The sequence below is a fragment of the Bradyrhizobium sp. USDA 4353 genome, assembly GCF_054063215.1.
In genome coordinates this window covers 2,808,294-2,828,113 of record NZ_JBSSGB010000001.1, presented here as the reverse complement: position 1 = coordinate 2,828,113, position 19,820 = coordinate 2,808,294, and the positions used below count along the sequence as shown (strand labels likewise).

Annotated in this window: 18 protein-coding genes and 1 pseudogene; 8 read left to right on the top strand and 11 right to left on the bottom strand. The window is 65.5% G+C overall.

Translation table 11 applies throughout. From position 1 onward, the window contains the following. Window positions 1-572 precede the first annotated feature (572 nt). The 4 genes from ACVILH_RS12715 to ACVILH_RS12700 all read right to left on the bottom strand — a co-directional run bounded on the left by ACVILH_RS12715 (window position 573) and on the right by ACVILH_RS12700 (window position 6,000). On the bottom strand, window positions 573-944 hold the full coding sequence (locus ACVILH_RS12715) for a hypothetical protein (RefSeq protein WP_456713185.1): 372 nt from the start codon (window positions 942-944) through the stop codon (window positions 573-575). Beyond that, window positions 941-3,052, bottom strand: a complete 2,112-nt coding sequence (gene rpoD, locus ACVILH_RS12710; RefSeq protein ID WP_456713184.1) for an RNA polymerase sigma factor RpoD — start codon at window positions 3,050-3,052, stop codon at window positions 941-943. Before rpoD ends, ACVILH_RS12715 begins: the two co-directional genes overlap by 4 nt. Window positions 3,053-3,478: 426 nt before the next feature. Further along, a complete protein-coding gene (dnaG, locus tag ACVILH_RS12705; RefSeq protein WP_456713183.1) occupies window positions 3,479-5,485 on the bottom strand; it encodes a DNA primase in 2,007 nt (668 codons plus the stop codon). A 116-nt stretch (window positions 5,486-5,601) separates the two neighbouring features. Next, complete coding sequence (locus ACVILH_RS12700; protein ID WP_456713182.1) at window positions 5,602-6,000, bottom strand: gamma-glutamylcyclotransferase family protein; 399 nt, start codon at window positions 5,998-6,000, stop codon at window positions 5,602-5,604. Window positions 6,001-6,182: 182 nt separating this feature from the next. On the opposite strand from ACVILH_RS12700, the gene ACVILH_RS12695 reads away from it, so the two are divergent. Continuing rightward, complete coding sequence (locus ACVILH_RS12695; RefSeq protein ID WP_456713181.1) at window positions 6,183-6,995, top strand: N-formylglutamate amidohydrolase; 813 nt, start codon at window positions 6,183-6,185, stop codon at window positions 6,993-6,995. Window positions 6,996-7,095: 100 nt separating this feature from the next. Here ACVILH_RS12695 and ACVILH_RS12690 read toward each other — a convergent pair whose 3' ends face one another. After that, entirely contained in the window at window positions 7,096-8,505 is a 1,410-nt protein-coding gene (locus tag ACVILH_RS12690) for an aminotransferase-like domain-containing protein (RefSeq protein ID WP_456713180.1), read from the bottom strand. 86 nt (window positions 8,506-8,591) lie between these two features. Between ACVILH_RS12690 and ACVILH_RS12685 the strand changes: the two genes are divergently transcribed. From ACVILH_RS12685 to ACVILH_RS12675, 3 genes are all read left to right on the top strand, one after another. Beyond that, window positions 8,592-8,735: a DUF1127 domain-containing protein gene (locus ACVILH_RS12685; protein WP_008961913.1), complete on the top strand. Its 144-nt coding sequence runs from the start codon at window positions 8,592-8,594 to the stop codon at window positions 8,733-8,735. Window positions 8,736-8,758: 23 nt separating this feature from the next. Next, entirely contained in the window at window positions 8,759-9,595 is an 837-nt protein-coding gene (locus ACVILH_RS12680) for a PhzF family phenazine biosynthesis protein (RefSeq protein WP_456713179.1), read from the top strand. A gap of 98 nt (window positions 9,596-9,693) precedes the next feature. Further along, the gene (locus ACVILH_RS12675) at window positions 9,694-10,278 is read left to right on the top strand and encodes a Uma2 family endonuclease (protein WP_456713178.1); all 585 of its coding nucleotides are present in this window, start codon (window positions 9,694-9,696) and stop codon (window positions 10,276-10,278) included. Window positions 10,279-10,305: 27 nt separating this feature from the next. Here ACVILH_RS12675 and ACVILH_RS12670 read toward each other — a convergent pair whose 3' ends face one another. Then, window positions 10,306-10,926 carry a LysE family translocator gene (locus tag ACVILH_RS12670; RefSeq protein ID WP_456713177.1) on the bottom strand — a complete coding sequence of 207 codons (621 nt, stop codon included), beginning with the start codon at window positions 10,924-10,926 and terminating at the stop codon, window positions 10,306-10,308. A gap of 475 nt (window positions 10,927-11,401) precedes the next feature. On the opposite strand from ACVILH_RS12670, the gene ACVILH_RS12665 reads away from it, so the two are divergent. Beyond that, the gene (locus ACVILH_RS12665; RefSeq protein WP_456713176.1) at window positions 11,402-11,716 is read left to right on the top strand and encodes an ArsR/SmtB family transcription factor; all 315 of its coding nucleotides are present in this window, start codon (window positions 11,402-11,404) and stop codon (window positions 11,714-11,716) included. Then, entirely contained in the window at window positions 11,709-12,245 is a 537-nt protein-coding gene (locus ACVILH_RS12660; protein ID WP_456713175.1) for an SRPBCC family protein, read from the top strand. Before ACVILH_RS12665 ends, ACVILH_RS12660 begins: the two co-directional genes overlap by 8 nt. A gap of 12 nt (window positions 12,246-12,257) precedes the next feature. Here ACVILH_RS12660 and ACVILH_RS12655 read toward each other — a convergent pair whose 3' ends face one another. The 4 genes from ACVILH_RS12655 to ACVILH_RS12640 all read right to left on the bottom strand — a co-directional run bounded on the left by ACVILH_RS12655 (window position 12,258) and on the right by ACVILH_RS12640 (window position 16,195). Continuing rightward, complete coding sequence (locus ACVILH_RS12655; RefSeq protein WP_456713174.1) at window positions 12,258-12,680, bottom strand: hypothetical protein; 423 nt, start codon at window positions 12,678-12,680, stop codon at window positions 12,258-12,260. Window positions 12,681-12,798: 118 nt separating this feature from the next. Then, window positions 12,799-13,575, bottom strand: a complete 777-nt coding sequence (locus ACVILH_RS12650; protein ID WP_456713173.1) for a DUF2189 domain-containing protein — start codon at window positions 13,573-13,575, stop codon at window positions 12,799-12,801. A 326-nt stretch (window positions 13,576-13,901) separates the two neighbouring features. Next, on the bottom strand, window positions 13,902-15,509 hold the full coding sequence (locus tag ACVILH_RS12645; protein WP_456713172.1) for an acyl-CoA synthetase: 1,608 nt from the start codon (window positions 15,507-15,509) through the stop codon (window positions 13,902-13,904). Window positions 15,510-15,739: 230 nt separating this feature from the next. Then, window positions 15,740-16,195 carry a GatB/YqeY domain-containing protein gene (locus ACVILH_RS12640; protein WP_456713171.1) on the bottom strand — a complete coding sequence of 152 codons (456 nt, stop codon included), beginning with the start codon at window positions 16,193-16,195 and terminating at the stop codon, window positions 15,740-15,742. A gap of 192 nt (window positions 16,196-16,387) precedes the next feature. Between ACVILH_RS12640 and carA the strand changes: the two are divergent. Continuing rightward, window positions 16,388-17,585, top strand: a pseudogene (gene carA / locus ACVILH_RS12635) (glutamine-hydrolyzing carbamoyl-phosphate synthase small subunit). A gap of 159 nt (window positions 17,586-17,744) precedes the next feature. Beyond that, entirely contained in the window at window positions 17,745-18,236 is a 492-nt protein-coding gene (locus ACVILH_RS12630; RefSeq protein ID WP_456713170.1) for a PaaI family thioesterase, read from the top strand. A gap of 12 nt (window positions 18,237-18,248) precedes the next feature. Here the strand turns inward: ACVILH_RS12630 and ACVILH_RS12625 are convergent, their stop codons facing one another. Continuing rightward, window positions 18,249-19,820: an ABC transporter substrate-binding protein gene (locus ACVILH_RS12625; protein ID WP_456713169.1), complete on the bottom strand. Its 1,572-nt coding sequence runs from the start codon at window positions 19,818-19,820 to the stop codon at window positions 18,249-18,251.

Genomic DNA, 19,820 nt, shown 5'->3' with positions numbered 1-19,820 from the left:
GGGCAGAGTGCCGGAATGCGAGCGTCATTCGGTCGCCCGCCGGAGCTTCGGTGAGAAGCGTAAAGAATGCATTAACTATGTTGCGGTGGACAATTGCGACCACCACAAGCATTCGCCCTCCGCAGGGTAATTGAATCCACGCCCGTCGTGGTCATGGGGGAGCGGGTCCAGATCGAGACCAGACCAGTCTGCGACTATGGGCCATGGGAGATTAGTGCATTGTCACCGTCATCAAGCCCCATGTCGTCGATGCGATCGTCTGAATCGCGGCGATACAAGACATTAGAACGATGAGGCAGCGAGGTGCCCATGAATGCGCCCTCTCCCGCAAGGGGAGAGGGCGCTGTATCTCAAAGCGCACGAGCAGCCTCATGAGTCGTAGGGTGGGCAAGGCGACGCCGCGCGGCGCGTGCCCACCGTCAGGAGTGCAGCGCGTGGGCGGTGGGCACAGCGCAGCAAGCAACAGCACGAGCCGATACGCTGCGGGCCCACCTTTGCCCACCGTTCGACGCCTGCATCATGGAGAGCGACGGATATATTAGCGGAAGCACAGAGATTGATAGAGCAATTAGTTAGGCGTCGCTTGTCTGAGACTGCAAAATGCGCATCAGCTCATCATATCCACTTTCGACACTCTCGTCTCCGCGGAAGCGGCTGAATTCGAGGTGATCGTCTTCGAACACGTCAATTTCCATCCGCTCGCCCACCAACGTCATGGAGAGTCGGATTGTATCGGGTCGCGTTCGTTCGATGAAGAAGCGGTGGCCGAGCTTCTCGAGCAGGCGCACGGTCGCGAACAGGGTTGAGGACATCAGCGCATGTCTTTCGAATCCTGGCATCATTGCCGGCCACACATAAAAACGGCGAACCTTTCGGCCCGCCGTCATCATCTGATGGATTGCCGGGTCAAGCCCGGCAATGACGTCTGCCCGAAGGGCGATCAATTATCCAGGAACGACCGCAGCTTCCGCGACCGCGACGGGTGCTTCAGCTTGCGCAGCGCCTTCGCCTCGATCTGGCGGATACGCTCTCTGGTCACCGAGAACTGCTGACCCACTTCTTCCAGCGTGTGGTCGGTGTTCATGCCAATGCCGAAGCGCATGCGGAGCACGCGTTCTTCGCGCGGGGTCAGCGAGGCGAGCACACGGGTCGTCGTCTCGCGCAGGTTCGACTGGATGGCGGCGTCGATCGGCAGGATCGCGTTCTTGTCCTCGATGAAGTCGCCGAGGTGGCTGTCCTCCTCGTCACCCACGGGGGTTTCGAGCGACAGCGGCTCCTTGGCGATCTTGAGGACCTTGCGCACCTTCTCCAAGGGCATGCCGAGCTTTTCGGCGAGCTCCTCCGGGGTCGGCTCGCGGCCGATCTCGTTCAGCATCTGGCGCGAGGTGCGGACGATCTTGTTGATCGTCTCGATCATGTGCACGGGGATGCGGATGGTGCGGGCCTGGTCGGCGATCGAACGGGTGATCGCCTGCCGGATCCACCAGGTGGCGTAGGTCGAGAACTTGTAGCCGCGGCGGTACTCGAACTTGTCGACCGCCTTCATCAGGCCGATGTTGCCTTCCTGGATCAGGTCGAGGAACTGCAGGCCGCGGTTGGTGTACTTCTTGGCGATCGAGATCACGAGACGGAGGTTGGCTTCCACCATCTCCTTCTTGGCCTGACGGGCCTCGCGCTCGCCCTTCTGCACGGAGTGCACGATCTTGCGGAATTCGCCGATCTCCAGACCCGTGAGCGCAGCCAGCGACTGCACCTCCTGGCGCAGATCCTTGATGCGGTCCTTCTCGTAATGGACGAAGTTCTTCCAGCCCTTGGCGGAGAGCTTGGAGACGCGGTTCAGCCAGCGCGGATCGAGCTCCGAGCCCTGGTAGTTGCGCAGGAAGTCCTCACGGGCGACGCCGTGGGAGTCGGCGAGCCGCATCAGCCGGCTCTCGAACGAGACCAACTTCTTGTTGATGTCGTAGAGCTGCTCGACGAGCGAATCGATGCGGGCCTGGTTGAGGCGCAGCGACTTCACCTCGACGATGATTTCGTCCTTGAGCTTCTTGTACTTGCGCTCCTGCGAGGGCGACAGCGACTCGCTCTGCAGCTGGTTGGCGATGTCCTGCTCCTGCAGGCGGCGCAGCTTCTTGTACTCGGACGCGATCTTGTCGAAGGTCTCGACGACCTTCGGCTTCAGCTCGGCCTCGATGGCGGCGAGCGACATCTGGTTCTCGAACTCGTCGTCGTCCATGTCGGCTTCGGCCGCCGCCTCGCCGGGATCCTTCTCCTCGGCGGGCGCGCCGTTCGGCGCGGCACGGAACGGCGTGGCCTGCTGCGGCGCCGCCGGCGGCGCAGCAACGGCCGCCTGGATCTCACCGCCCTCGCCTGCGGCCGCCTCGCCGTTCGCGGGCCCGGCGATCTGCGGGTTCATGCCGCCCTTGGACTCCGGGCCGGCATAGGTGGCTTCGAGATCGATGATGTCGCGAAGGAAGATCTTGCCTTCATTGAGCTCGTCGCGCCAAATGATGATGGCCTGGAAGGTCAGCGGGCTTTCGCAAAGGCCCGCGATCATCGCTTCGCGGCCGGCCTCGATGCGCTTGGCGATCGCGATTTCGCCCTCGCGCGAGAGCAATTCGACGGTGCCCATCTCGCGCAGATACATGCGCACGGGATCGTCGGTGCGCTCGCCGGGCTCCGACTTCTTGACCTCGGTAACGGCCTTCTGCGTGATCTCGACGAGCTCGTTGTCGGTCTCGTCCTCGCCGTCGTCCTTCTCCTCGGACTCGTCGGCCTCCTCGGCCTCGGTCACGTTGATGCCCATGTCGGACAGCATCGACATGATGTCTTCGATCTGTTCCGGCGAGGTGGTGTCGGAAGGCAGCACTTCGTTGAGCTGATCAAAGGTCACGAAGCCGCGCTTCTTGGCCTGCTTGATCATCTTCTTGACGGCGGCGTCCGACAGGTCGAGCAACGGCGAAGGCGCATCGGCGGCGTCCTTTTCGGGAGCGTCGGCCGCCTTGTCGTCCTTTTCCTTGTCCTTCACCTGCAGCGTCTTTGCCTTCGTGGCCATTCATTGCTCCCGAAACGCGCCCGCTTCGCCCGTGGCATCTTCGCCCTTGGCATCGCGGCGCCCGCCTGCTCTACTCAAACTGTTGTCGACGCGGAAAGGGCGGCGCACATCTCACGTCGCCACCCCCAAAGGTCTTTCGCTCGTCTCGTCCTACGCTGGTGTCGTCCCGTTTTCGGACCGGCGCGCGTTTCTTGCAAAAGCGATACCGGTTTTGCAATCGAATCCGGCGCCCAATTACCGGCGTGGTATCCGACAGCGAAACCAACCCATCACTTGCAGAAAATGCCCCGGACCTCTTAAACTTCGATTAACCCTGTTTTTGCAGCCAAACCATGGATTTGGCGAGTCTTTTCGCGCGGACCTGATCCCGCTCGGGCAGACCAGACCAAAATGTGCTCGTCCATGACAGGGCGCCGGGCCCGATTTTCACACGTTGCGATTGGTACGTCCGGACAGTTCCCCGAAGCCTTCGATCAGCGCTTCGGTGCCGTCCATCTCGGCCATCCTGGCCTTCACGTCCCTCAACCAGCCCATGTTCGGCTCGCTCGGCTCCTCGCCCAAGGCAAGCTCGGCATCCTTCAATTCCCTAAGTAATGAGTGCCATTGCCGATGCAAGGCAACGAGCTGGTGCCAGGTCGCAAGAACGTCATCTCGCGCGGCGCCGGGCTTGGCGGCCCACACCGCGGCGGTCGTGATCGCGCGCTCAACCCGTTGAAGAAGCTCGGAAAAGCCTCCTTTCTCCAGGTCGGCCCGCATCTTCTCGGCCTGCTCGTCCGGATCCGGCGAATGATGGTGGTCGTGGGCGAAGGCAGCGATAATGGCGGCGCGCAGCTTGTGCGCCTCGGGGTGGGCAAGTTCCAATGCTGCGACCTCCTCGAGGTGGTCGTGCAGGATCCAGGGATGGTTGATCAGGCATTGCAGGATCAGCGCCTCGCGGCGCGAGATCGCCGAGCGCTGGCCGCGCATGATCGGGCTCATGGCGAGCTGCGGACTCGCCGCCATGTAGGGCCCGCGGGCCATCGCCGGGCCTGTGGATTGCGGCCCGCCGCGGCGGCCGCCTCCTGTGGATAACCGCCCCTGTTGTCCGGAACCGGGACTGCGCGGGCCAAACCGGCGTCCTGATTCGGCACCGAAGCCGCGGCCGAAGCCCCTGCCGCCGTCGGGCGCGAACGCGCGGTACAGCCGATCGCTGAGGTCCTGCTTGTAGTATCTCCGCACCACCTCGTCGGCGATGCCGCCGGTGAGCTGGCCGATCCGCGCCTCCAGCGCGGCGCGCCGCTCCGGGGTATTGAAGCTGCCGCCCTCGATCTCGCGCGACCAGATCACCTCGGCGAGCGGCTTGGCGACCTTGAGCACCTCCTCGACCGCGCCGCGGCCGCCGGAGCGGACGAGGTCGTCCGGGTCCTGGCCCTCGGGCAGCAGCGCGAAGCGCAGGCTTTTTCCCGGCTTGAGATGCGGCAAAGCGATGTCTGCGGCCCGGTACGCCGCCTTCTGGCCGGCGCGGTCGCCGTCGAAGCAGAGGATCGGCTCGTCGACCATCTTCCAGATCAGCGCGAGCTGGCTCTCGGTCAGCGCGGTGCCGAGCGGCGCCACGGCACCGGCAAAGCCGGCAGCGACGAGGGCAATGACGTCGACATAGCCCTCGACGACGATCATCGGCGCGCCGTTATGGGCGGCCTGGCGGGCGCTGGCGAGATTGTAGAGGTTGTCGCCCTTGTGGAAGAGCGGCGTCTCCGGCGAGTTGAGATATTTCGCCGGCACGTCCTTCTGCAGCGCGCGGCCGCCGAAGGCGATGACGCGGCCACGCAGGTCGGTGATCGGGAACATCACGCGGTCTTTGAAGCGGTCGTACGGGACCGGAATGTCCTCTCCGCCGATCAGCAGCCCGGCCTCGACCATGTCGTTCACCGGCACGCCCTGCGCGCCGAGATATTCCTTCAGCGCGAAGCGATCCGGCGGCGCGTAGCCCAGCCGGAACTGAACTTGGGTCTGCGGCAGGATCGCGCGATCGGCGAGATAGCCCCGCGCTCTTGCGCCGTGTCGCGAGGCCAAGGTGTCGGCGAAGAATTTCGCCGCCAGCTCCATGACGTCATACAGCGTCTTGCGTTGCCGCGCCTCGCGCGCCGCATCCGGCGTCGCCACCGGCAGTGCCAGGCCGGCGATCCCCGCCAGCCGCTCGACGGCTTCCGGGAACGAGCAGCCTTCGGTCTCCATCACGAAGTCGAAGATGTTGCCGTGCTTGCCGGAGGAGAAGTCGTGATAAAAACCCTTCTGGTCGTTGACGTAGAAGGACGGCGTCTTCTCCTGCTGGAACGGCGACAACCCCTTCCACTCCCGCCCGGCCTTCTTGAGCTTCACGCGCTTGCCGACGACATCCGAGACCGGAAGCCGGGCGCGCAGCTCATCGAGAAATTCGGGCGTGAAGCGGGCCATGGGCGGCGTTGAGGTCCGGTGGGGGTGGACTTACGCATATAGGCAGCCGTGTACGAAATGTGAACTTCCTTGGCCTTATCAGGGCTATTCACAGGCTGCACGCAGCGAACGCGCCGTTACGGCGCCAGGAACCGGCCCGAGGCGATGCGGGCGGCCTCGTCCACCGACCAATTGTAGACGTAGGTCCAGGCCTCGCGGACCGAGCCGTCGGCCAGCGTGACGCCGAGGCGCTGGCGCACATATTCGGTCGGCTGCGCAAATCCCTCGCCGCAGGCCTCGTACATGTCGAACTCGCGCAGCATCGGCGCGGGCTGATGCAGCCGGAACAACTCGCCATGAACGACATCGGCCGTATCGTCCGACAAGACCAGCCCGGGATAATGCTGGATGCGGTACAGCCGGCCGCGGCAGTGGGCCTCGGCCACGAAATCGGCATTGGCCGACAACAGCCGCGCCATCGGATGGTCGAAGCCGCGCATCAAGGTGCCGTAGACGAAGAGCAGATCGGGGGTCATGGCCCGTCTCTATCCGACTTTGCCGCGCGATGCGACCGCCGGCGGGGATCAACAGGGATGGACCGGGCTCGCGCATTTCTGGGTTGCGCCATCGGCTGCAATCGGCATCGTCGGGTGATCGACTGATTTGCCGCTGACGCGCGAGGGCCGGCTCGCGGGGTTGGCCGCTCCGTAGAGGCAAAATGAACCAGACCACGACCATTCCTGGCACCGAGCCGCGCCATCTGCTGCTGTCCGACGAGCCCTCCCCCGTGATCGAGCAGAACGAAGGCGGCGCCTCGGCCCTGTTCATCACCTGCGATCATTACGGCCGGCTCCTGCCGCGCGCGCTCGGCGATCTCGGTTTGCCCGAAAGCGAATTGGAGCGGCACATCGCCTGGGACATCGGCATCGCCGGGGTGGCCGAGCAGGTGTCGCGCGCGCTCGATGCGCATCTGGTGGCGCAACGCTATTCGCGGCTCGTCATCGACTGCAACCGCTCGCCGGGCGCGCCGAATTCGATTCCGATGATCAGCGAGCGCACCACCATTCCGGGCAACGAGGGCCTCACGCATGAGGACGCCGAGCTCCGTCGCCGCGCGGTCTTCGAGCCCTATCACGACCGCATCACCGCCGTGCTCGATGCCCGCAAGGCGGCGGGACGGCCAACCATCCTCGTCTCGCTGCACAGCTTCACGCCTGTTTATGCGGGGATCGCCCGGCCCTGGCACATCGGCACGCTGTATCAGCACGACAAGGTGCTGCCGCCACTGCTGCTGAAGGCGCTGCGCGCCGAGCCCGATCTCGTCGTCGGCGACAACCAGCCTTATGCTGTCGGCAACGGCACCGACTACACCATTCCCGTGCACGGCGAAGGCCGCGGGCTGATCAATTCGGGCATCGAGATCCGGCAGGACGAAATCGCCGCGCCCGAGCGCCAGCAGATCTGGGCCGAGCGGCTGGTCCGCATCCTCGGCGAGATCGAGACTGAGCTGCGCAGCAAGGGGCTGGCCTAGTCCTCGCACTTGTCGAGCAGCAGCGCCGACCGTCTCGGGATTCCGGGTTCAAGGCCTGCGGCCTTGCCCCGGAATGACGGTGAGCAGCAGCGGCGGCTCGCTACTCCGTCATGTCCGATGCGTCGTGGTGCGACAGCAGGCCGGCGAGCCGCCATAGCGCCGTGCGCAGATCATCATGGCTCGGCAGGCCCAGCGCCAGCCGCACAGCATTCGGTGAGTGGCCATGGGCCACCGCGAACGCGCTCGCCGGCGTGATCGCGATGCCTGCGCGCGCCGCCGCGGCCGTCAGCGCCTCGGCGCGCCAGCCCTCCGGCAGATGCAGCCAGACGTGATAGGAGCGCGGATCGGCATCGATGCGATGGCCGGCCAGGCACTCGGCGACGATCGCCTGGCGCACCACGGCGTCGGCACGCTTGCGCCGGGTGATCTCGGCGGCGGTGCCGTCGGCGAGCAGGCCCATGCCGGCGGCCAGTGCCAGCGAGGTCACCGACCACGCGCCGGTGCGCACGGTCGCGGCGAATTTCTCGCGCAGATGCGACGGCACGTAGAGGAAGCCGACGGCGATGCCCGGCGCGAGACGCTTGGCGAGGCTGTCGACCACGATGACACGCTCCTCGGCCTGCGCCGACAGCGAGACCTGGTCGCTGAGGAAGCCGTAGACGAGGTCCTCGATGATCATCAGGTCGTGCTTGCGCACGAGTCGCACGATCTCCTCGCGTCTCGCCTCGCTCATCGTCAGGCCCAGCGGATTCTGCATGACCGGCTGGATGTAGATCGCGTTCAACGCGCTGGTGCGATGGGCCTTGGTCAGCGCGTCCGGGCGGACGCCCTCGGCGTCCATCGCCAGCGGCACCAGGGTGACGCCGAGCCGCGCGGCGATGCCCTTGATCATCGGGTAGGTCACGGCCTCGACGCCGAGCCGGCCGCCGACCGGCACCAGCGCCGAAATCGCGGCGGCCAGCGACTGACGGCCGCTGCCGGCAAACACGAAATTCTCCGCGCGCGGCCGCCAGCGATCGCCGGCGAAGAAGGCCGCGGCGGTGCGCCCGGCCTCGACCAGCCGGCGCTGGGTGATCGGGGCCAGCACCGGCGCGAGCTTCTCCGGCCTCTGCCAGGCGGCGAGCGATTTCGCGATCAGTGCCGCCTGATCGGGCAGCGTCGGAAAATTGAACTCGAGATCGATGCGGCCGTCGAACGCCTCCAGCCGCAACGACGGCGGGACCGGCACCGGCTCGCCGGCGACGAAGGTGCCGCGGCCAACCTCGCCCACCACGAGACCCCTGCGCAATAATTCGGCATAGACGCGGGCTGCTGTGGATGCGGCAATTCCCCGCTCATAGGCGAACTGGCGCTGCGGCGGCAGCCGGTCGCCGGCCTTCAGCCGGCCCTGCGCGATCTCCTCGGCGATGTCGTCCACCAGGGTCGTATACGAAGCATTCATGCTATATTGCACCGAGAGCAATGTTTCGATTGCACCGAGATATGTACTGCGCGATTGCTCTTCGAACAACGCAATCGAAGACCAATAGGTGACTCATGGCATATTCCCTGGCGCAGCGTTGGGCAACTCCGCAAGTTGCTCAAGGAAAGAGCAATTTGCTCCAGGTCCCCCAGCTGTGGCTGCAGCGTCTGTTCTGGCGCTCGGAACTCGCGCTGCTCGACGCCGAGCAGATGCGCGACTGCGGACTTGATCCGACTGTCGTTCACGACGAGGCCAACAAGCCGTTCTGGCGCGACTGACGACGACCTCGAGGAGAACCGTCATGCCGACGCTTCCATTTCAGCAAGTCGACGTGTTCTCCGCAGTCCCCTTCAAGGGCAACCCGCTTGCCGTGATCGCCGAGGCCGACGGCCTCGACGATGCGGCGATGCAGGCGATCGCCAACTGGACCAATCTGTCCGAGACGACCTTTCTCTCGCGCGCCCAAAATCCAGGCGCTGATTACCGCGTGCGCATCTTCACGCCACAGCGCGAGCTGCCTTTTGCAGGCCATCCGACGCTGGGCTCCGCCCATGTCTGGCTCGCGCTCGGCGGCCGGCCGAAAGGCGAATACGTCGTGCAGGAATGCGGCGCGGGTCTCGTGCGCATCAAGCGCGACGGCGACAGACTGGCGTTCGCGGCGCCGCCGCTCAAGCGCTCCGGCGCCGTCGATGCCGAGCTCACTAGCAGGATCGCAGCCGCCCTCGGCATCGAGACGAGCGCCATGCGCGCGGTGCAGTGGATCGACAACGGCCCGGGCTGGATCGGCGTGCTGATCGACTCGCGCCAGGAGCTGCTGAACATCAAGTTCAACGTGCTCGCCCTCTCGCAGCAGCCGGTCGGCGTCGTCGCGCCATGGGACCCTGCAAAGGACGGGGACGACGCGCAGTTCGAAGTCCGCGCCTTCACCTGGAGCGGCGTCGAGGATCCCGTCACGGGCAGCCTCAATGCAAGTCTGGCGCAATGGCTGATCGGCGCCGGAATTGCTCCGAAGCAATATGTCGCGTCGCAGGGCACCGTGCTCGGCCGCGCCGGCCGCGTGCACGTCGCCCAGGACGGCGAGACGATCTGGGTCGGTGGCGACGTCGCGCCGGTGGTGCAAGGCACGATCAGCCTGTAGGCCACGGACAGCGTCGACGGGAGCTCGGATCCAGGCCGGGGCGATGCTTTCACATGCCGACCGGCTCGCCTATAGTTCAGCCGAACAGGCGCTCTCGCATGAACATCAAGATCGGCCCGGCGGCGGTGACGCCCGAACAGTTCTTTTCCTGGGTGAAAGCGCAAGATGAGCGCTACGAGCTTGTCGATGGCGACGTCGTCATGATGGCCGGTGCTGGCCGGCGCCACGACGCGATCGTCGTCAACCTGACCGCGGCGCTGCACGCCCAGACCAGAGGCGGCCCGTGCCAGACCTTCACCGGCGACACCTACGTGGTCACCTCACCATCGACCCGTCGCATGCCCGATCTCGGCGTCGATTGCGGCAAGCCCGATGACGACTCGCTGGTGGCGGACCGGCCGGCGCTGCTGGTCGAGGTGCTGTCGCCGACGACCGGCGGCTTCGACGTGACGGTCAAGCTGGCCGAATATCAGGCGCTCCCCTGTCTCGACTACATTCTGTTCGTCGACACCGACAGCCCCAACGTCCATCTCTATTCACGCGAGCCGCACGGCACCTGGACGGATGTCGTGCTCAGGGGAATCGAGGCGGTGATTGAGCTGAAGAAGCTGAACGTCACGCTCGAGCTTCGCGAGGTCTACGCCGGACTCGAATTCCGACCGAAGCCGCGACTCGTCGAGTAAGCGCGACACCGGCCGGCGATTGCAGTCTCACCGCGCCCGAGTCAGCGCCAGCCACAGGCCGCCGCCGATCATGAAGCCGCCGGAGATGCGTGAGACCAGGCGGGTGCGCCTGGCGGAGAACATTTTCCGCGCGCGGCCGGCGAGCAGTGCATAGACCGCATCGGTGAGGCCGGCGACCACCATGAAGGTGACGCCGAGCAGTCCGACTTGCGGCACGTGATCCCGGCTCATGTCCATGAACTGCGGCAGGAAGGCGCCGAAGAACACCATCACCTTCGGGTTCGACAGCAGCACCACGAGGCCCTGCAGGAAGAAGCCGCCGCGCGGCGGCGGAGGCGGCGCCTCGCCTTCGGCGATGCCTTCGACCGGCGAGCGGATCAGCTGGATGCCCAGCCACACCAGATAGGCCGCGCCGATCAGGCGCACCCATTCGAACCAATAGCCCATCGTCGCCATGAGCGTCGTCAGGCCCATCGCGACGATCCCGATCGCGATCGCAAGCCCCGTCTGCACGCCGGCGATGTTGATCAGCGCAGCGCGGGTTCCATGGCGCAGGCCGTTGGCGATCAGCAGCGTCACCACGGGCCCGGGCAACAGCGCCAGCGCAATGCAGGCGGCGATGAAGGCGAGATAGAGTTGCAGGGACATGGAGGGACTCGGTGCGGATGGATGTGATCACTAATGCACGACATGCCTTCGGAGGGAAGCCTCGGTTGATTGAGCTTGGACGGCATGATTGAGCATGGATCGCTTTTGGGACCCGAGCTGCGGCCGCAGCAACGGCGCGCTCCCTCTCCCCGTTCTTCACGGGGAGAGGGTTGGGGGGAGGGGCACCGCACGGGTGGTGTCGCTGACGTGCGATGAGCTAATCTCGGTTTGCTCCGTACTTTAGTAATCAGGCGCTTCGATCGATGCGCCTTCGCTGTGCCCGTCCGATGGACCGCGATCTGGGCGCCGTCCGTGCCATGCCCCTCACCCGGATTGCTGCGCAATCCGACCTCTCCCCGCAAAAGGGCGGGGAGAGGTGCACCGAGCGAGCCGCATCATCCCGGTACAAACAAGCTGACCCAGGCCGCCACTGCAGTCCTTGACGAGCAACCTTTTGGTTGCATATTAAGCGGGCATGGACGAGGTCTTCAAGGCGCTGGCGGATGCATCGCGGCGGGCGTTGCTGGACAGGCTTCATTCGCGGAACGGACAGACCCTGACCGAGCTGTGCGACGGCCTCGCGATGACGCGGCAGGCCGTGACCAAGCATCTTGCGATTCTCGAAATGGCCAACCTCGTCACGACGATCAGACACGGCCGCGAGAAGCTGCATTTTCTCAATCCGGTGCCGATCCATCGGATCGGCGCGCGCTGGATCAAGAAGTTCGAGCACGACAGAATGGCTGCGCTCGACGATTTGAAGACGCGATTGGAGGACAGCGATGACTGAGCCGGGCAGCACCACGATCGACATTTCCAAGTTCAAGCCGGAGACCGTCTACACGATCTACATCGCCGCGACGCCGGAGAAGGTCTGGGAGGCGCTGACCTCCGCCGAGTTCAGCCGGCAATATTTCTTCGGCTTCGCGGTGGAGGCGGAGTTGCGCACCGGCGGTGCCTTCATCGTCCGCGCACCCGATGGCTCGGAGCACATCAGTGGCGAGGTGATCGTGTGCGAGCCTCGGCGGCGGCTGACGATCACCTGGGACGTCAACTGGCCAGGCCTCGTCGAGGCGCTCGGCCACACGCTCGTCACCTATGAGATCGAAGCGGCCGGCGACACCGTGCGCCTCACCATGACCGAAGCGCATGAACGGCCGCTGTCGGACGACATCCTGTCCGGCGGACGCCAGGGCTGGCCGGCAATCCTGTCGAGCCTCAAGAGCCTGCTCGAAACCGGCAAGCCGCTCGCCGTCCGAATGGCGCCGCCCGCGCGCATGCTCGCGGCCATGAAGGCGCTGGGAGTCGGGATGCCGTAGCGACGACGTCGTCTAGGACACCGCCGCGATTTGTGGGATGCAGGCCAATACGCCGCCGACCTGGACCGCGTTGCTCAGCATGCCGCCCCAGTGCAACAGGCGCAGGCGGCGCACGGCGCTTGTATCGCCGGAATCGCGGTCGCGGATGCGGGCGTCCATGCGTTGCAGAAACCAGCGGCGCGAGAGCAGCGCGAAGCCGGCGACCGCGGCGAGGCCGAGGGCCAGAAGCGGTCGGCCATCCGCCAGAACCGCGAGCGTGCCGATGCTGCCCGCAATCGCCAGCGCCACGAAGTAGGACGCGAACATGCCGCGCAAGAGGCTCGTCACCGGCGCGATGTCGAGCCGCACCAGCAGGAAGGCCGGCGCGGCCAGCAGCAGATAGAACATCGGCAGCAGCAGGATGATGGTGGAGAATAAGGCGATGTTGTCCGGCATCATCCATCCCCGGTGGTCGCGCTGATCGGGCATCCGACGGCCCGCCGCGCCTTGCAAGAAGCCTACGCGGCGGCGCGCCTGACGACCATCCGACCTTCGTCCCGGCCAGCTCTCGTCGTCACGCCGGCGCGACGATGCGGCGATAGAGGTGCCAGGTGGCATGGCCCAGCACCGGCACGGTGACGAGCAGGCCGAGAAAGTACGGCAACGCCGAGACGATCAGCAGCACAGTGATGACGGCGGCCCAGCCGATCATCGGCCCCGGGCTGGCCACGACCGCGCGCACGCTGGTGATCATCGCGGTGACGAAATCGACATCACGGTCGAGCAGCAGCGGAAACGACACGACGGTCAGCGAGAACAGCACCAGCGACAGCGCGGCGCCGTCGAGATTGCCGATCGCGAGGAACAGCAGGCCCTCATTGGTGGTCAACACCACCGTCATGAACTCCTTGAAGCTGGAGAACGACGCGTTGAGCCCGAGCAGCAGCGCGATCAGGAGCCGGATCTGGTACATCCAGATGACGAAGAAGAACACGGTGACGAACGCCATCCAGGCGATCTCGGCACGGGAGGTGATCGTGCGCCAGATCGCACCATAGGAGATCGGCTGGCCGAGCTCGCGGCGGCGGCTGACCTCGTAGAGGCCGATGGCGACAAACGGGCCGATCAGCGCAAAGCCTGCGGCCAGGGGATAAGCGAGATAGACCATGCCGAAGGCGGTCACGCACAGCACGATACTGATGCCGCCCAGCACGTAGATCAGGCCGAAGGCGAGCCCGAACAATGGCTGCGCCTGGAAATCGCGCAAGCCCTGGGTCAAGGCCTCGGCAATGTCGGCCGTGGTGATGCGGCGCACCACGGGATCGGTGCGTCCCGAGACGGATGCGGTCATCGGCGGTCCCTCCTGCACGTTTTTATTAGGGAGGATGCTAACAGCGGGAGGGTGCGAATTTCAATTTCAACTTGTGGGCAAAATGCGACGGCGCAGGAGTGATCTACATCCAGTAAGGATGAGTCCGTAGCAGCACGGGCGGTCGACTCCCTCGCCCCGCACTTGCGGGGAGAGGGTTGGGGTGAGGGGCAGCCGCACGAGAAGTGTACGTGGTTAGACCTGTCCCCCCTCACCCGGATTGCATCTTCGATGCAATCCGACCTCTCCCCGCACGCGGGGAGAGGTAAGCAGGCCGCGCGACCGTGCCTCAAAAGGATGTCCCCTTACTACCCCCGCGCCCGCAACTCCCGCCTTAGCACCTTGCCCGTGGCCGTCATCGGCAGGCTGTCGGTGAACTCCACATGCCGCGGGTATTCGTGCCCGGCGAGCTTCACCTTGACGAAGTCCTGGATCTCACGCGACAGCGTGTCATTCGCAACGAAGCCGGGTCGCAGCACGATCCACGCCTTCACCGCCTCGGTGCGCACGGGATCGGGAATGCCGACGACGGCAGCGAGCGCCACCGCCGGATGCTTGAGCAACGTGTCCTCGATCTCGGCGGGGCCGATGCGGTAGCCGGCCGAGGTGATGACGTCATCCTCGCGGCTCGCATACCAGAAATAGCCGTCCTCATCTTGGGTGCCGAGATCGCCGGTCAGCAGCACGTTGCCCGCGAACTTCTTGGCCGTCGCCTCCGGATTGCGCCAATATTCAATCATGGTGCAGGGATTGGGCTGGCGTACGCCGATGATGCCGCGGTCGCCGCGCGGCAGCTCCTCGCCTCTGTCGTTGACGATCAGCACCTCGAAGCCCGGCGTCGCCTTGCCCATCGAGCCCGGCCGAATCGGAAACAGCTTTGCGTTGTTGCCGACGACGAGATTGCACTCGGTCTGGCCGTAGATCTCGTGCGCATCGATGCCGAAGGTCGCGCGCACCCAGTCCAGCAGCTCGGCGCCGAGCGACTCGCCGCCGGTGAGGATGCTGCGCAGCTTCACGCCGTGGTGCTTGACGTTGGCCTGGCGCATCAGCTTCAGCGCGGTCGGTGGCAGGAAGACATTGCGGACGTGATAGTCCGCCATCAGCTGCATCGCCGCCTGCGGCACGAACTTCTTCGCGCGATAGCCCACCACGGGCACGGCATGATACCAGGCCGGAAACAGCGCATCGAACAGTCCGCCGATCCAGGCCCAGTCCGCCGGCGTCCACATCATATCGCCGGGCTTCGGCAGGAAGCCGTGCACCATCTGGACGTTCGGCAGATGGCCGAGCAGCACGCGATGGGCGTGCAGCGCGCCCTTGGGATTTCCGGTCGTGCCCGAGGTGTAGATGATGATCGCGGGATCGTCGCTCGAGGTGGCGACGGTCGGAAACTGAGCGGAGGCGCGTTCCAATGTCGGCCAGAACGGCCGGGCGCCGCTGCCCTCGCCGTCGATGACGTAGATCGTCTTGAGCTCCGGTAACTGGTCGCGAATGCGGGCGAGCTTGGCGAGGCCCGTGGTGTCGGTGACCACGACCTTGGCGCCGGAGTTTTGCAGCCGGAATTGCAGCGCGTCCTCGCCGAACAGCGTGAACAGCGGCACAGAGACAAGGCCGGCGCGGAACGCGGCGAGATGGACGATCGGCAGCTCCAGGGATTGCGACAGGAACACCGCGACGCGATCGCACTGGGCGAGGCCGTCGGCCTTCAGCACATTGGCGAAGCGGCAGGAATAGTCCCGCAATTCGTCGAACGACACGCGGCGTGCGGCGCCGTCCTCCTCGACGACGATCAGCGCGAGGCGGCCCGAGCCGTCGGCGTGGCGATCGCAGGTCGCGGCGGCGATATTGAACTGCGCCGGGATGTCCCAGCGGAAGTCGCGATACAGTTGGTCGTAGTCGGACGTTTCCTGAAGCATGGCGGAGGCGTTTCCCTCTCGGTTGTTAGTTCAAGCGCCGGCTCGGTCTCTTACCTCTCCCCGCCTGCGGGGAGAGGTCGGATTGCATCGTCAGATGCAATCCGGGTGAGGGGGCTCTCCGCACGGTCGGTGCGCGTGGCTGCCCATCACCCCAACCCTCTCCCCGTAAGAACGGGGAGAGGGAGCGCACCGCGTTTGCGGGACGCTTTCGCGCAACAGTCGGCAGCAGATCAGCCCGTCAGCGCGGCCTTCACCAGGCCGCTCGCCTTCGCAAAGTCCATCTGGCCGGTGTACTTCGCCTTCAGCACGGCTATCACTTTGCCCATGTCCTTCATGCCGGCGGCGCCGGTCTCGGCCACCGCGGCCGAGATCGCCGACTTCACCTCGTCGTCGCTCATCTGCTTCGGCAGATAGGCGGAGATCACCGCGATCTCCTCGCGCTCGCTGGCGGCGAGCTCGGCGCGGCCGCCCTTTTCGTACAGCTCGACCGACTCCTGGCGCTGCTTGATCATTTTCTGCAGCACCGCGAGCACGTCGGCGTCGGTGAGCGGCGGCTTGCCCTCGCCGCGGGCGGCGATGTCGGCGTTCTTCAGGGTCGAGTTGACCATGCGAAGGGTGGAGAGCTTGCGCTCGTCCTTGGCCTTCATCGCCTCCTTGACCGCATTGTTGATGTCGTCGCGCAGCATGATCTCGCCCTCTCGAATTCAATTGGCGGCTGGTCTAGGCGGTTCGCCCATTTGAGACAACTCGGTTCCGCATCCGTTCCGGGTGTCCGCGCCGAAACCGGGCCATTCTCCGCGCAAATTGACCGAAATCGCGTGTGAATCGGCCGCTTCCCGCTTTGACGCCGGGCGCTTGCCCCACTATGTAGGGGCCTCATGACACACATCGATACTGACGCCGCCTGGCCGGACCATAAACCGACCGCGCTCCTCGTGCTCGCCGATGGAACGGTGCTGGAAGGCTACGGCCTCGGCGCCGAAGGCCATGCCGTGGGCGAGGTCTGCTTCAACACCGCGATGACCGGCTATGAGGAGATCCTGACCGATCCCTCCTATGCCGGCCAGCTCATCACCTTCACCTTCCCGCATATCGGCAATGTCGGCACCAACGACGAGGATATCGAGACGGTGAACATGGCGGCGACGCCGGGCGCGCGCGGGGTGATCCTGCGCACCGCGATCACCGATCCCTCGAACTACCGCGCCAGCCGGCATCTCGACCAGTGGCTGCGCGCACGCGGCATCATCGGCCTGTCGGGCATCGACACCCCGCGCGCTGACCGCGTTGATCCGCTCCAAGGGCATGCCGAATGCCGTCATCGCGCACTCAAAGGACGGCAAATTCGATCTCGATGCCCTGAAGAAGGAAGCGCGGGAATGGCCGGGCCTCGAGGGCATGGACCTCGTGCCGATGGTCACCTCGGCGCAGCGCTTCAATTGGGACGAGACCCCCTGGGTGTGGAACGAGGGCTTCGGCCACCAGACCAAGCCGGAGTTCAACGTCGTCGCCATCGACTACGGCATCAAGCGCAACATCCTGCGCCTGCTCGCCGGAGTCGGCTGCAAGGTGACGGTGGTGCCGGCGACGACCTCCGCCGAGGACATCATGGCGATGAAGCCGGACGGCGTGTTCCTGTCCAACGGACCCGGCGATCCCGCCGCGACCGGCAAATATGCCGTGCCCGTCATCCAGCAGGTGATCGCCTCGGGCACGCCGACCTTCGGCATCTGCCTGGGTCACCAGATGCTCGGCCTCGCGGTCGGCGCCAAGACCAAGAAGATGCATCAGGGTCATCACGGCGCCAATCATCCGGTCAAGGACGAGACCACCGGCAAGGTCGAGATCACCTCGATGAACCACGGTTTCGCGGTCGACCAGGACACCCTGCCGGCCGGCGCGACCCAGACGCACATCTCGCTGTTCGACGGCTCGAACTGCGGCATCGCGCTGGAAGGCAAGCCGGTGTTCTCGGTGCAGTACCACCCGGAGGCCTCGCCCGGCCCGCGCGACTCGCATTACCTGTTCCAGCGCTTCGCCGAGCTGATGCGCGAGAAGAAGCGCAGCGCGGCCTGACGCTGAGCGCTTAAGAGATCGAATGCCCGGGTCGCTCCCGGGCATTTTTTTGCCCATCACTTCTTTTTACCCATGATTTCGTGATCATCCAGCCAGCGTTTGCGCTCGCGTTGCGTCCGCGCTCTTTGTATGATGATCATCATTTATAGGGAGAATGATATGAGCGAAGCGGATGTGGGCGAAGGCTACGGGGTCGTCCCGGTGTCGGTGCTGGCCTCGATGCCCGGGCTCGATTTCGTGCGCGGCATCTTTGCCGGGACGTTGCCGCAGCCGCCGATCATGCACACGGTCGCGCCGTTCGACTGCACCGCGGAGCCCGGCCATGTCGTGATGCACAGCGTGCCCGGCCTGCGGCACTACAATCCGATCGGATCCGTGCACGGCGGCTATGCTGCGATCCTGTTGGACTCGGCGATGGGGCTCGCCGTCCACACGCGCTGCCCGCAGGGCAGCGGCTACACCACGCTCGAGTTCAAGATCTCCTTCATCAAGGCGATGACAAAGACCACGGGCGTGGTGCGGACCGAAGGCACCACGCTATCATTCGGCCGCCGCGCGGCGACGGCCGAAGCACGCATCATCGACAAGCAGGGCCGGCTGCTGGCGCACGCGACTACGACGTGCCTGGTGTTCGAGCTGCCGAAGGGCTAGCCCCGCGCCGTCTCACTTGCGGGAGACGTTCCAGTACACCGGCGCCGGCGGATTGAGGATTCCCACCAGATCCGCGCGCGCCGCGCGGAACTGATAGGCCACCGCAATCGGAATGTACGGCACCGTCTGCACGGCGCGCTGCTGGATCTGCTCGGCCAGCGCCTTGCGCTCGGCCATGTCGGCGGAATCGCCGAACGCGCTGCGCAGCTTCTCGATCTCGGCATCGCAGGGCCAGCCGAACCAGGCCTTGTCGCAGTTCGAGCGCAGGCCGAGATGGCTGATCGGCAGCATCATGTCGAGGCCGCCGGGGCCGGAGATGAAGATCGACCAGCCGCCCTGCCCGACCGGCTCCTTCTTGGCGCGGCGGCTGACGACGCTTGCCCAGTCCATCGCCTGGACATCGACCTTGAAACCGGCCGCCTTGAGCTGCTGCTCGGCGACCAGGCTCGCGGGATGGATCTGCGCATTCTCCGAGGCATCGAGGATCACGACGGGCGTGCCGTCATAGCCGCTCTCGCGCAGCAGCGTTTTCGCCTTCTCCAGATCGAAGGACGGAAAGCCGGCCTCCGTGTAGTAGGGCGAGGCGCAGATGTAGAACGACTTGCAGGCCTTGATGAGCCCGCCCTCGCCGCCGCCCCAGGCCTCGATGTAGTCCTGCGGATTGACGGCCAGCAGGGCGGCGCGGCGGATGGCGGGATTGTCGAAGGGCGGCTGGGTCGAGTTGAGGCGGATCTGCTGCGCCACCCCGATCTCGTCCTGGTTGGAGACGACCACGTTCTTGCCGGCCTTCGCCACCGGCACGAGATCGGTCGGAATGTCCTCGGCGATATCCAGCTCACCCTTCTTCAACGCGTCGAGCGCGGTCTGCTGGTCGGGAATGATCAGCCATTCGACGCGGTCGAACTTGACGACCTTGCCGCCGGCAAGGCCCGAGGCCGGCTCGGCGCGCGGCACGTAATGCGGATTCTTGATGAACACCAGCTTGGAGCCCGGCACCCATTCATCCTTCTTGAAGATGAAGGGACCTGATCCGGTCTGATCTGCAAGCGGCTGGCCGGCAGCAGTCGCGGCGATGACGCGCGCCGGAACGATGAACGGCACCGGTGCGCCCGGCTTGGCGAGCGCATCGAGGACGAAGCCCCAGGGCTCCTTCAAAGTCAGGCTGAACGTCCTGGCGTCGACGACGTCCCAGGCCGCGCCGTGGGCATTGAGCATCTGCCCCATCGCATCAGCCTGGCTCCAGCGCTTGAGCGAGGCGACGACGTCCTCCGCCGTCACGCTCGCCCCGTCGCCGAATGCCAGCCCGTCGCGCAGCTTGAAGGTCCAGATCTTGCGGTCGGCGGAGGTGGTCCAGCTGTCGACCATCTGCGGCTTGACCTGCAGCCTGTCGTCGACGGTGAACAGCGTGTCGTAGATCATGTAGCCGAAATTGCGCGCGATCGAATCCGCGGCGATGGTCGGATCGAGCACCTTGAGGTCGCCCGACGGCTTCACCTTCAGCACGGCTTCGGCGCGCGCGGACGTGGCCGGCAGCACCGCTGCCAAGCAGAGCAGAGCGCCCGCCAGGACGTGATGTGGTTTCAT